Consider the following 12,262-nt stretch of genomic DNA (forward strand, 5'->3'; position numbering starts at 1 on the left):
TCGGGCAGACAATAAGCTGCTCAGGCGTTCTGCTTGATGAGGTCTTCGGCTTCCTTGAACCAGGCGTCCGTGGCACCGTCGACCGACAACTTGCCGTAGTTCAGGTCCGAACTGATGCGCTTGAACGAGGCTTCAAGGGTGCCGAAGCCAACGATGGGCGGCTCCGGAGCGTCCTTGAGGTACTTCTCGATGGATTTCTCGTAGTCAACCACCAGCTTGTCGGTGCCTTCGAAGGTGGTGCCGTCGCGCTGGGTTTTGGACGCCGGAACACCGCGGGAGGTCTTGAAGATCTGGCCCACCTCGGGATCGTTGACCATGAATTCGATGAAGCGGGCGGCAGCGTCCTTGTTCTTGGTCTTGGCGCTGGCCACCATCAGCATCGAGGGCTTGAGGAAGAGGCCCAGGTTGTCCGGGTCATCTGAGGGCACAGGCACCAGCTTGAGCTCCTTGGCGCCGCTGTCACCGAGGTAACTGGCCATGAAGTTATCCCACGTGACTTCCGATCCGGTCACGTTCGAGCCAAAGGGTGACTTCGGCGCGAGCTGGGTGAAGCGTTCCTCGGAAATGATCGCAGGGGTGCCGCGCAGGTCCGCGGTGGTGTTCCACCACTTCTTCAGGTCGTCCTTGGTGAAGCCAAGCTTGCCGTCCTCGGTGAAGGCCTCGATGTTGTTCTGACGCAGCCAAACGTTGAACATCCACCACACGGACGTGTAATCCGTGCCGCCGAAAAGCGCGCCGTTGCCCTTGGCGCCGACCTCAGCCAGGAAAGCGTTGAATTCCTTGTAGTTCCACGTGCCGTCCGGCTCCGCGATGCCCAGGGAAGCGAGCTTGGCGGGATCGTAGTAGACGGCGAACGCGTTCGTGCTGGTGGGGATGCCGTAGGTCTTGCCCTTGATCTGGCCCGAAGGCAGCAGGGACTTGTCGAAGGCGTCCGTGTTGATCTTGACGGTGCTCAGGTCCAGGAGCTGGTTCCGCTGACCGTAATCGCGGAGGTATGAGAGGTCCCACTGCATCACGTCGGGCAGGCCGCCGCCGGCAGCCTCCGTGGCCCGCTTCTGCCAGTAGCCGGCGAAGTCCGTGAAATTGCCGTTGACCTTGATATCCGGGTTCTTCGCCTCGAACAGGGCGATGGCCTTGCGGGTGCGCTCGGCACGGTCGTCGTTGCCCCACCAGGTGTAGTTGATGGTGACGGGGTTCGCTGCAGACCCCGTCTGGCTGGCTGCCGGTGCACCGCAGGCCGCCAATGCCGCGGCCGCTGCTGAACCGATCGCCACCGTAGTGAGAAAATTCCTTCTGTCGATCATAAGAGCCTCCTTGCTCAAGTTGTGCAAACCATCACTCCAGTAACTTCATCGTGAGCTGTGAGCTGGCTTACAGGCTTTCTGAAACGATACAATATCGGCATTCCCGTCATTGGGCAAGCGTTTTCCCAAGATCCTTCTTCGGGTACGTTTGATCCATCCCGCAGACAAAGGAGTCCAATGAGCTTGCAACGTAATTCCGGCCCGGCCAGCGTCTGGGACCACATTGAAGGGATCGCCTACGGCGGCGATTACAACCCGGAGCAGTGGCCGGTCAACATCCGGCTGGAAGACCTCGGGCTGATGAAGGAAGCCGGTGTCAGCTTCCTCAGTGTCGGAATCTTCTCCTGGGCTTTGCTGGAGCCCTCCGAAGGCCAGTACGACTTCGGATGGCTGGACGAAGTCATGGACAACCTCGCCGCCAACGGAATCAAGGTGGCGCTGGCAACAGCCACGGCGGCCCCGCCGGCATGGCTGGTCCGCAAGCACCCGGAAATCCTCCCCGTCACGGCTGACGGGACCGTGCTGGGACCCGGCTCGCGGCGGCACTACACACCGTCGTCGGCCGTTTACCGCCGGTACGCCGCCGGCATCACGCGCCTCATCGCCGAGCGGTATAAGAACCACCCGGCTTTGGCCCTGTGGCACGTGGACAACGAGCTTGGCTGCCATGTCTCGGAGTTCTTCGGTGAGGAAGACGCCTCAGCATTCCGGGCCTGGCTGGAGCGCCGGTACAGCACCATCGAGGCACTCAACGCCGCGTGGGGCACGGCGTTCTGGTCCCAGAACTACGGCTCTTTTGCCGGGATCCTGCCGCCCGGAGTCGCTCCTTCAACGCTGAATCCGGGCCAGCAGCTGGACTTCCAGCGGTTCAGCTCGTGGGCGCTCATCGATTACTACCGCGAGCTTGTTGCCGTGCTGCGCGAAGTCACGCCCGGCATCCCGGCCACCACCAACCTGATGGCATCCAGCGCCACCAAAGCCCTCGACTACTTCGACTGGGCCAAGGACCTGGACGTCATCGCGAACGACCACTACCTGGTCGCCGCCGATCCGGAACGGCACATCGAACTCGCGTTCAGCGCGGATCTCACCCGGGGCATCGCCGGAGGTGACCCCTGGATCCTGATGGAGCATTCGACGTCGGCCGTCAACTGGCAGCCGCGCAACCGGCCCAAGATGCCGGGCGAGCTGCTGCGCAATTCGCTGGCCCATGTGGCCCGTGGCGCGGACGCCGTGATGTTCTTCCAGTGGCGGCAGAGCTCCTCCGGGTCCGAGAAATTCCATTCGGCGATGGTCCCCCACGCCGGGCGTGAAACGCGCGTATGGCATGAGGTGGTGGGGCTCGGCTCCTCCCTGAAGCGGCTCGCGCCGGTGAAGGGCTCCCGGGTGGAATCCCGGGCGGCGATCGTGTTCGACTACGAAGCCTGGTGGGCGAGCGAAATCGACTCCAAGCCGAGCGCGGACGTGAAGTACTTGGACGTGATGAGGGCCTTCCACCGCTCGCTGTTCCTGCGCGGGATTGCGGTGGACTTTGTGCACCCGCCCGCGTCACTCGAGGGCTACGACCTGGTACTGGTGTGCACGCTGTACTCGGTCACGGACGCGGCGGCGGCTAACATCGCGGCTGCTGCGCGGGCCGGGGCCACCGTGCTGGTCACCTACTTCAGCGGGATTGTCGACGAGAATGACCATATCCGGCTGGGCGGCTACCCCGGCGCCTTCCGCGAGGTGCTGGGGATCAGGGTGGAGGAATTCCACCCGCTGCCGGCCGGCGGCGAGTTGAAGCTGAGCGACGGCGGAGTGTCCACCACCTGGAGTGAGCACGTCCATCTTGCCGGCGCTGAGGCGGTGCAGGCTTTCTCCGAGTATCCCTTGGAGGGTGTGCCGTCCCTGACGCGCCATGCCGTCGGTGCCGGTGCGGCCTGGTACTTGGCGACATTCCCGGACCGCGATGGCATCGAGTCGCTCGTGGACCGGCTGCTGGCCGAATCGGGCGTGGTCCCCGTTGCTACGGCGGACGCCGGCGTGGAGCTTGTGCGGCGCCGGGCCGCTGACGGCAGCAGCTTCCTCTTCGCCATCAACCACACCCGGTCCGCCGCCGCGGTGGAGGCAGCCGGTGTCGATCTGCTGACCGGGACCGCTTTTGCGGGGACGGTCGAGGCCGGCGCGGTTGCGGTGATCGCAGAGGACTGATCCGGGGGCCTGCCTTAACCAGCGCCGTCCCGGCCGGAACACTTAGGTTCCAGCCGGGACGGAAGGTGCCACCCGCCGTCGGACGCTTCCTGAAAAGGGTCCGGGATGTGTTGCGGCGGGGTGTGCGGCTTAGCTGATGGCGGACTTCATTTCGTCGTGGGCCTTCTTGCCGGCCTCGTCAGTGGACTGTCGGTTGAACAGCACCTCCGAGGTGTAGCGCTTGACGATTTCCTGAATGGCACCGGCGCCCTTCGGCGGCGGAGCCGGAGCCTCGCCGAGCTCATCCTTGATCTGGTCAATGAACTTGACCACCTTGATGTCGGCGGGGGTCAGCTTGGACTCAATGGCCGCCCGGACGTCGGAGTTGGGGTACACGCCGCGGTCGGCCAGCAGGGCGGCGCCGGCCTTTTCGCTGTTGGCCAGGAAGTTGATGAACTTGGCGGTTTCCTCAGGGTGCTTGGTCCGCGATGAAGCCGACCAGAACTGGGATGCCTTGTACCAGAGCTGGGCGTCGGCAGCCTTGCCCGTGGTGGAGGGGAACCGGAGGATCTGCAGGTCCGAACCGGCAGCCTTCTCCAGGGCCGGCAACTGGTTGGACCACCAGAACGCGAGCCCGTTCTTGCCGGTGGCCAGGCCGCTCTGATCAAGCGGGGCGGCCTCAGCTTCCACCACCTCAGAGGCCGAGGGCACGGCCTTCTTCTCACTGAGTTGCTTCAGGAACGCCCACCACTCGGCGATGTCACCGGGCTCGAAGCCCAGCTTGCCGTCGGACGTGTACAGGGTCTTGCCGTTCTGCCGGAGCCAGACTCCCAGCGAGGCTTCGTCTGTGCCGTAGGCGGCGGCACCGTAGGTGCCCTTCGGTGACTTGGCGGTCACTTCGGCGGAGATGCGTTCGAAGTCGTCCCAGGTCCAGGTCTTGTCGTCCGGAAGTTCAACCCCCGCGGCCTGGAAGACCGCCGGGTTGGCCAGGATGGTGGCGGCATTGATGCCGGCCGCGATGCCCGTCAGGCCCTTCTCACCCTTTCCCGCATTGAGGGCTGCCTCGTCGAGCTTGGAGGTGTCGATTTCGTACTTGGAGAGGTCCAGCAGCGCACCGCGCGTTGAGTACTCGGTGATGTATTTCTCGTCCATCTGGATGATGTCGGGGGCATCGTTGGCGGCAACCTGGGTAGCCAGCTTGTCCCAGTAGCCGCTCCAGTCACCGTATTCGGGCTTGATCTTGATGTTGGGATTCTCAGCCTCGAAGGCGGCGATGGCGGCCTGCGTTACCTGCGCCCGCTTGTCGCTCCCCCACCAGGAGAAGCGCAGCTCGACGGGGCCGCCGTCACTCTGCGGGGCGCCTCCCCCGCCGCAAGCGCTGAGGGCCATAACGACGGCGGCTGCCGCGGCAACCACGCCCGTCTTACGGATGCGGCGCCGTGCGCCAGAGGATGACGCAGCTGCCGGACTGTTGGTGCCAGCAGCGTCAGAGCGGGGAAAAAGCGGCACTGGGTACTCCGATCTTCTTTGATCTAGTGAGGATGATTCGAGTGAGAAAGCGCTTTCTCGGTCTTATGCTACAAGTTGGTGACTTGTATTACAAGAGGTTATTTGATGCCGGTGGTGGCGATGTCATACATTGCGCTCGAAACAAAATCCTGTCCTTCCCTCTTCCACCTTCATGCAGGCGGAACCACCGTCATCGTCGATGCCTCCCTTACCGGGATGCCTGCCATTCTCCACTGGGGTCCGGAGCTGGGCCCCCAGCTGGGAAGCCCTCTACTTCAACCACGAAATCCCTCGGCTGAGGGAAATAGCCGCCGCAGCGGCTGCGGGAGGAGTCGAACCACGCGGCCGGGCGCAGAGTATTTGGGCACGCCGGACTTAAAGCTTAAATGGCTTCCATAGCTTGTGAGGCAGGCGTGGGGTTCGCCACTATCCGCAACTTTCCGGCGAAAGATGACTTGGTTGAGGCCGTCTTCCTCGACCGGATGGACGCGTATGCAGACACGGTAACCGTTGCACTTGAGGACCCTGACCCCTGGCATCGATTCACCGGCTACATCGAAACGGCCTGCGCGATGCAGGCCGCGGACATAGGCTTTGCCGACGTCCTGACCATGACCCTGCCGAGCGCGAAGGCACTGGAACGGCGCCGCAATGAGGCGTACACGGACATGGTGCGACTGATCAAACGCGCTAAAACCGCAGGACGCCTGCGCTCCGACTTAGACCCCTCGGATCTCTTACTGATGCACACTACCAACGCAGGAGTCATCAACGCCGCCGGGGAGGCCGCACCCGAGGCCAGCGACGCCTCGCCGCCCCAATGATCCAATCCTTCGAAGCCCCTGCCCGCCTCCCCCGCTCACGATGCCCTCTATCAGGCCATGATGCGCGCCAGCCCCGCACCGGCACTCGGGCCTAACGCCTGACCACGGGTCATGCGTGCGGCCGGTCGCCTTCGAAGCCCATAATCCGCACACGTCCGGCAGAAAAACAACCCGGCGACTGCACACGGCTGGCATCGGTCCTGGCGGAGCCGACTGGGTTGATTCCATGTAAGGATCGCGGAAGGGTTTACAGGGGAGACTGATAGGTGAGTTCCAGGTCGCCGGCTACGGTGTGTCGCAGCCGTTTGGTTCCGTCGCGGCGGAAGCGGATGTCTTGCGCGATCCATATCGTACGGAACTCCGGACGTCGTATCGATAATTCTTCAACGAGCTCCTGCAGATTCCGGTCGTTGGGTTCACGGCCGGCTTCGGCGCGTAGCCGCCGCGGTGGCTGCGGCCCCAACGTCCCAGTCGATGAAGAACTCCCGTGAGGCTGGGTCGAGGAAGCGAAAACGCGTGAAGTTGGAGTGGCAGCGGTTTGCGGACGAACGCAGCGGACGTGGTCATGGAATCAATCAGCCGCAGGAGCCTCCACGCCAACTTCCTGGCGCGCTGGCGCCGCGCGAGCCGGCCCGGGCGGCGGCCTTGGGGACGTCTTCTGACACGCCGCTGATGTTGGTGAAGGCCGGCGTCCGATGACAGCTAGCGAGTGCGATGGGTGCCTCCGTTCGCGGTATCTCTCAGTGACAGCCGCAGGAGTTCCGGACGCGCAGCTGGGTGGGGAAGGTCCGGTGCTCCGGCTTTTCCCCGCGGCGTGCTCCGATGAGTGCCGCGACGGCGGCTTCGGCCATGGCCTGCGCGGGTTGTTCCACGGTGGTCAGAGCCGGCCAGCTGTACTCCGCTTCGGCGGAGCCGTCGAATGAGGCCAAGGCCATGTCTTCGGGCACCGACAGGCCGGCTTCCCGGAGTGCACGGAGGACGCCTATGGCCTGCATGTCCGAGCTGGCGAAAATCGCGGTCGGCCTATTGGCGGAGGCCAGCAGTCGCTGGCCTGCGGTGTAGCCGCCGTCGCGGGTGAAAAAGCTGCGCACGATAGGTCCTTCAGGTAGGCCTGCCTCAGTCAGGGCCTGCAGCCAACCCTGCTCGCGTCCGTCCATGAAGTTCCCGGTATTGATGCCCATGGCGAGGGCGATGTTCGTGTGTCCGTGGCCGATGAGATGCTCCACTGCGGATTTTGCGGCGGTGACCCGGTCCACGCCCACGCTGTTAAAACCTGGGGTGTCGGCATCATGGTCCAGGAGGACGGCTGGAATGTCGTCGAACTCAAGTTCGGCAAGGTCTGGTTCGAAAAGGACGCTGGACAGGACGACGCCGTCCACCTGACGGGCGGCGAGGTTGCGAAGGTTCCTGCGTTCCTTGGCGAGGTTCCCGTCGGAGTTAGTCAGCAAGAGAGCGTAACCGAGTTCGGCTGCTGCATCCTCCACCGCCCGGGCCAGCGACGAGAAGAAGGGGTTGCTGTTGTCCGGGATGATGAGACCGATCGTCTCGGTCGAACCCAGTTTCAGCGCACGGGCTGCGGCGTTGGGCCGGTAGCCAAGGAGTCGGATTGCCTCCTGCACTTTGGCTTCGGTGGCCGGCGCGACCCTCTTGGGGCCTTTGTTGACGACGTAGCTGACCACGGCGGTGCTCACCCCCGCGAACCGGGCAACATCCTTGCGCGTTACCTGGGTTCGGGGGGCCGGCACTGCTGAGGTAGTCATGAGGTCCATGCTAGCTAAAGTGAGGCCGGGGCATCGCCGAAGTCCCGGATGGGCAGGCGTTCGCCGTTGCGGCGGGCGGACTCGTGGGCCACGATGCCCGGAAGCGTGAACCGTGCCGCGGTCCAGGCGTTGACCGGCGGAAGCGAGCGGTTATTGACCGCCGTGACGAAGTCATCAACGAGGAAGTGATGGCTGCCTTCGTGTCCGTTCGGTGCTCCGTGGAACTCCTTTGGAAGACGGCTGCTGTCGTGGACGGGCGCCAGACCCGACACGAAGGCCTCTCGGAGCTCTGGTGCCACATTGGCTAGGGACGGATCATCAAGGGACATACTGGGCCTTGACTCCATCTGCTCCGAAATGTCGTGAACGTCGGTCTTGTCCTGCCAGACCGTGACCCTGGCCAACTGCTCGAAGCTGGCCTCCGTGCCGAAGAACCTGAAGCGTGACTCGCGGAAGTGGGACGGGTAACCCACACGGCGCATCTCGTTGGTGCGCATCACGCCGCCGTCGTTCAGTTCGAACAGGGCCGTTGCGTTTGAGAAGTCGTTGTCGAACATACTCACGTTCTTATCGAACACGCCGTCCTGCCGGTCATCTTTCACACCCACGCAACTGACGCTCACTGCGTGTGCCGGCAGTGCTCCCAGGACGCCCCCGATGGCGTGCGTCGGGTACAGCATGGGCGGGTAACTGGCGGTCTCCTTCCAGCGCTCTCCCCCGCTGTGCTGGAACGCGTCGTAGAAGCCGAGGTCCATGTCATGGACGTAGTCGCCCTCGGTGTAGAAAACACGGCCGAACCTGCCCGCTTTTTGCTGACTGCGCGCATAGACGGTCGCAGGGTTGTAATAGCTGGTCTCACCCATCATGTAGACGTTCCGGGTCTCCCGGACGGCATCGATGATGCGGGCAATCTCGTCCTCGGTGACTGCCATGGGGACGGCGGAGTAGACATGCTTCCCGGACCGGAGGGCCTGCTCCACCAGGGGGCCGTGTGTCCACCGTTGGGTGAAGATGGCGACTGCGTCGACGTCGGATGCCAGGAGATCCTCGAAGCTGCCAACGGAACCTGCCAGGCCGTAGCGTTCCATTGCTTCGGCCGCACGCTCCGGCCGTTCGTCCACGACGAACACCTCGGTTACACCCGGGTGCAGATTGAACAGATGCGCAAACTGACCGCCGAACTGGCCCACGCCCACCACACCGATGGAAAACGTCATCGTTTCTCTCCTCTACCCAGCTTCATCTTTATTCAGATTCTGCCGCTTTTGATCTACACGCGTCAACACCTTGGCGCAGAAAATAAAAACTTCCTCAATTTATGGGGCAAAGGGGTTGCTCATCGTCTTCTACTCGTATAGATTCGCTGGTGATTGTTAGTCACGTCACATATTCAGGAAGGGTCGATGATGACCACCCTTACCAAGCACCCACCGGCCGCAGCGCACAAGGCGCCCCAGCGTCCAGGCCGGGGCCGTCGCATGGCCAAACTGCGGGACGTCAGGATCGCGCTGCTGTTCATCCTCCCGGCGATGATCGGCCTCGTGGCCTTTTGCCTGGTCCCGACCATCCGCGGCGTCTACCTCAGCTTCACCGAGTACAGCATCCTCGGAGAGCCCGAATGGATCGGCGTCGACAATTACACGGCGATCTTCCAGGATGAGCTCTTCTGGAACGCGATGGCCGTGACCCTCCAGTACGTCGGTATCAACATCGGCCTGCAGACCGTCATCGCCCTGGGCCTGGCGCTTCTCATGCACCGTGTGGCGAAGTCAACCTTTGTCCGCGGCGCGCTGCTGCTGCCGTTCTTTGTCGCAAACGTGGTCGTGGCCCTGCTCTGGTTCTGGATGCTTGACTACCAGCTGGGCATTGTCAACGAGATCATCAGCTGGCTGGGACTTCCCCGCATCGCCTTCTTCGGCAGCGAGCAGTGGGCCATCCCCACCATCGCCTTCGTCAACGTCTGGAAGCACATGGGCTACACCGCCCTGCTGATCTTCGCCGGCCTCCAGGCAATCCCCCACCATGTCTACGAAGTGGCTTCCCTGGACGGAGCGTCGCACACGAGGACGTTCTGGAGCATTACGATGCCGCTGCTGCGCCCCGTCCTCGCGCTGGTCATGGTCGTCAGCGTCATCGGCTCCTTCCAGGTCTTCGATACCGTCTCGATCACCACCGGCGGCGGTCCCATCAATGCCACCCGCGTTATCCAGATGTACATATACCAAAAGGCCTTCGGCGAATCGGACTTCGGATACGCCTCGGCCCTGTCCGTCATTCTCTTCGTAATCCTCGCCCTGGTGGCCTTCATCCAGATGAAGTTCCTCAAGGGCAACGAATCGGACCTGGACTAAGGAATCCCAGCCATGACTACTCAGACCCTCACCCGCAAACCGACCAACTGGCGCCGCATCGGCGCGTGGTCGCTCGTGGTCCTTGCACTCATTGCCACGATCCTCCCGTTCCTCTGGATGTTGCGTACGGCGCTCTCCACCAATGGCTCGCTGGCCTCCAACTCTGCGAATCTCCTGCCGGCAGACTTCTCCTTGGGCGCTTTCAAACGTGTCTTCGGAATGCAGTCCACCGAGGAGGCCATCGCAGATGGCGGTTCCGGTGCCGCCATCGACTTCTGGCTGTACCTGCGCAACTCGATCCTCTTTGCCACCGTAACTACCGCAGCGCAGGTCTTCTTCAGCGCCCTTGCCGCCTACGCCTTCGCCCGGCTCCGCTGGCCCGGACGGGACAAAGTCTTCGCCCTGTTCCTGGCCACCATGATGATTCCGGGTATCTTCACCGCCCTGCCCAATTTCCTCCTCATCAAGAACCTGGGTTTGCTGAACACGTTTGCCGGAATGATGCTGCCCTTCCTGTTCATGTCCGCGTTCGCCATCTTCTTCCTGCGCCAGTTCTTCCTGAGCATGTCCCGCGAAGTGGAAGAAGCAGCAATGCTCGACGGCGCCAGGCACCTGCGCATCTTCTTCCAGATCGTTCTGCCCAACGCCGCTGCCCCCCTGGCCACCCTCGCGCTGCTGACCTTCGTGGGGCAATGGAACGAGTACTTCTGGCCACTGCTGGTTGCCACTGACGAGAACGTCCGGGTCCTCACCGTGGGCCTGAGCGTCTTCAAATCACAGTCCCCGCAGGGCGCCCCGGACTGGTCCGGCCTCATGGCCGCCACCATCGTTGCCGCACTGCCGGTCCTTATCCTGTTCATCGCCTTCGGCAAGAGAGTGATCAACTCCATCGGATTCTCCGGCATCAAATAGACCCGCCCGCCCAACCACTTCCCCAGCACACACTCCACTCCGGGCAACCTCCTGCCCTTTTCGAAAGGTCAATCATGAAAAAATTCCTCGGCGCCGTCGCTGCCGCCGCAGCCATCGCCATCTCCCTCTCCGCCTGTGGGGGTGGCGGATCCACCCCCACAACCGCCGGTGAGGCCAAGGGCGAGATCAATTATTGGCTGTGGGATTCCAATCAACTCCCGGCCTACAAAGAATGCGCTGCCAATTTCACCAAGGCCAACCCGGACATCAAGGTCAAGATCACCCAGCGGGGCTGGGGCGATTACTGGACCACGCTGACCAACGGGTTTGTCGCCGGCAATGCTCCGGACGTCTTCGCCAACCACCTTTCGAAGTACCCCGAACACGCTGCGAAGAAGCAGTTGCTGGACCTCAATGAAGCTGTCGAGAAGGACGGCATCAAGCTGGACATCTACAACGAGGGCCTCGCCGATCTTTGGATAGGCCAGGACGGCAAGCGCAACGGCCTGCCCAAGGACTGGGACACGGTTGGCCTGTTCTACAACACAGCCATGACCGACGCCGCCGGGATCACTGCCGAACAGATGGCCAGCCTGGACTGGAACCCACAGGACGGCGGCAGCTACGAAAAGACCATCGCCCACCTCAGCGTAGACAAGATGGGTGTGCGCGGCGACGAGCCGGGCTTCGATAAGAACAACGTCGCCGTCTACGGCCTCGGCCTGGAAAACTCCGGTACCGGCCAGGGACAGACGCAGTGGAGCTTCCTCACTGGGACTACCGGCTGGACTCACACCGACAAAAACCCGTGGGGCACCAAATTCAACTACGACGATTCAAAGTTCCAGGAAACGATCAAGTGGTGGGCCGGCCTCGCGAACAAGGGTTACATGCCCAAGCTTGAAACGACCGTCGGCGCCAGCGTCGCAGACAACTTCGGCGCAGGGAAGGCCGCCATCAATACCAACGGCTCGTGGATGATCGGCCAGTACTCCAGCTACAAGGGCATCAAAGCCGGCATCGCTCCCACCCCGGTAGGCCCGGAGGGCAAGCGTGCGTCCATGTTCAACGGGCTGGCCGACTCCGTCTGGGCCGGCACCAAGAACCCGGCTGCTTCCGTCAAGTGGGTCGAGTACCTCGCCTCGGCCGACTGCCAGGACGTCGTGGCCTCCAAGGGCGTTGTCTTCCCCGCCATCAAGAGTTCCTCCGAGAAGGCCGCCGCGGCCTTCGAAGCTAAGGGCATCGACGTCAGCGCATTTACCACGCACGTCACGGACGGTACGACCATCCTCTTCCCCATTACCGATAACTCGGCCAAGGTCGATGGACTCATGGGACCGGCCATGGACGCTGTGATGTCCGGCAAGAAGGACGCCGGCACCCTGAGCGAGGCCAACGAGAAGGTAAACGCCCTCTTCAAAAAGTAGGCC

At 62.9% G+C, this 12,262-nt stretch carries 10 protein-coding genes; 5 read left to right on the forward strand and 5 right to left on the reverse strand.

The window, feature by feature from the left end:
* Window positions 1–20: 20 nt before the first annotated feature.
* Window positions 21–1,304, reverse strand: coding sequence for an ABC transporter substrate-binding protein (locus J2W14_RS09015; protein ID WP_307461385.1), 1,284 nt, complete (start codon window positions 1,302–1,304; stop codon window positions 21–23).
* 177 nt (window positions 1,305–1,481) lie between these two features.
* Here J2W14_RS09015 and J2W14_RS09020 point away from each other — a divergent pair, with 177 nt between their 5' ends.
* Window positions 1,482–3,497, forward strand: coding sequence for a beta-galactosidase (locus tag J2W14_RS09020; RefSeq protein ID WP_307461387.1), 2,016 nt, complete (start codon window positions 1,482–1,484; stop codon window positions 3,495–3,497).
* A 129-nt stretch (window positions 3,498–3,626) separates the two neighbouring features.
* Here the strand turns inward: J2W14_RS09020 and J2W14_RS09025 are convergent, their stop codons facing one another.
* The gene (locus J2W14_RS09025; protein ID WP_370871235.1) at window positions 3,627–4,985 is read right to left on the reverse strand and encodes an ABC transporter substrate-binding protein; all 1,359 of its coding nucleotides are present in this window, start codon (window positions 4,983–4,985) and stop codon (window positions 3,627–3,629) included.
* 386 nt (window positions 4,986–5,371) lie between these two features.
* Here J2W14_RS09025 and J2W14_RS09030 point away from each other — a divergent pair, with 386 nt between their 5' ends.
* A complete protein-coding gene (locus J2W14_RS09030; protein WP_307461389.1) occupies window positions 5,372–5,809 on the forward strand; it encodes a TetR/AcrR family transcriptional regulator in 438 nt (145 codons plus the stop codon).
* Between the two features lie 247 nt (window positions 5,810–6,056).
* On the opposite strand, the gene J2W14_RS21210 is transcribed toward J2W14_RS09030, so the two are convergent.
* From J2W14_RS21210 to J2W14_RS09040, 3 genes are all read right to left on the reverse strand, one after another.
* The gene (locus J2W14_RS21210; RefSeq protein ID WP_370871236.1) at window positions 6,057–6,272 is read right to left on the reverse strand and encodes an MmyB family transcriptional regulator; all 216 of its coding nucleotides are present in this window, start codon (window positions 6,270–6,272) and stop codon (window positions 6,057–6,059) included.
* Between the two features lie 277 nt (window positions 6,273–6,549).
* Entirely contained in the window at window positions 6,550–7,569 is a 1,020-nt protein-coding gene (locus J2W14_RS09035; RefSeq protein ID WP_370871237.1) for a LacI family DNA-binding transcriptional regulator, read from the reverse strand.
* Between the two features lie 14 nt (window positions 7,570–7,583).
* Window positions 7,584–8,786, reverse strand: a complete 1,203-nt coding sequence (locus J2W14_RS09040) for a Gfo/Idh/MocA family protein (protein WP_307461395.1) — start codon at window positions 8,784–8,786, stop codon at window positions 7,584–7,586.
* A gap of 189 nt (window positions 8,787–8,975) precedes the next feature.
* Between J2W14_RS09040 and J2W14_RS09045 the strand changes: the two genes are divergently transcribed.
* From J2W14_RS09045 to J2W14_RS09055, 3 genes are all read left to right on the forward strand, one after another.
* Window positions 8,976–9,920 carry a carbohydrate ABC transporter permease gene (locus tag J2W14_RS09045; RefSeq protein ID WP_307461610.1) on the forward strand — a complete coding sequence of 315 codons (945 nt, stop codon included), beginning with the start codon at window positions 8,976–8,978 and terminating at the stop codon, window positions 9,918–9,920.
* A gap of 12 nt (window positions 9,921–9,932) precedes the next feature.
* The gene (locus J2W14_RS09050; protein WP_307461397.1) at window positions 9,933–10,832 is read left to right on the forward strand and encodes a carbohydrate ABC transporter permease; all 900 of its coding nucleotides are present in this window, start codon (window positions 9,933–9,935) and stop codon (window positions 10,830–10,832) included.
* 74 nt (window positions 10,833–10,906) lie between these two features.
* The gene (locus J2W14_RS09055) at window positions 10,907–12,259 is read left to right on the forward strand and encodes an ABC transporter substrate-binding protein (RefSeq protein ID WP_307461399.1); all 1,353 of its coding nucleotides are present in this window, start codon (window positions 10,907–10,909) and stop codon (window positions 12,257–12,259) included.
* Window positions 12,260–12,262: the final 3 nt, after the last annotated feature.

The organism is Pseudarthrobacter oxydans, from assembly GCF_030812335.1.
GTDB classification, from domain to species: Bacteria; Actinomycetota; Actinomycetes; order Actinomycetales; family Micrococcaceae; genus Arthrobacter; species Arthrobacter oxydans_B.

Excerpts from the sequence above, each read along its gene's own strand:
- J2W14_RS09035 (WP_370871237.1), bottom strand. The coding sequence starts at position 7,569 with ATGACTACCTCAGCAGTGCCGGCCCCCCGAACCCAGGTAACGCGCAAG.
- J2W14_RS09045 (WP_307461610.1), top strand. The coding sequence starts at position 8,976 with ATGACCACCCTTACCAAGCACCCACCGGCCGCAGCGCACAAGGCGCCC.
- J2W14_RS09055 (WP_307461399.1), top strand. The coding sequence starts at position 10,907 with ATGAAAAAATTCCTCGGCGCCGTCGCTGCCGCCGCAGCCATCGCCATC.
- J2W14_RS09015 (WP_307461385.1), bottom strand. The coding sequence starts at position 1,304 with ATGATCGACAGAAGGAATTTTCTCACTACGGTGGCGATCGGTTCAGCA.
- J2W14_RS09040 (WP_307461395.1), bottom strand. The coding sequence starts at position 8,786 with ATGACGTTTTCCATCGGTGTGGTGGGCGTGGGCCAGTTCGGCGGTCAG.
- J2W14_RS09050 (WP_307461397.1), top strand. The coding sequence starts at position 9,933 with ATGACTACTCAGACCCTCACCCGCAAACCGACCAACTGGCGCCGCATC.
- J2W14_RS09030 (WP_307461389.1), top strand. The coding sequence starts at position 5,372 with ATGGCTTCCATAGCTTGTGAGGCAGGCGTGGGGTTCGCCACTATCCGC.
- J2W14_RS09020 (WP_307461387.1), top strand. The coding sequence starts at position 1,482 with ATGAGCTTGCAACGTAATTCCGGCCCGGCCAGCGTCTGGGACCACATT.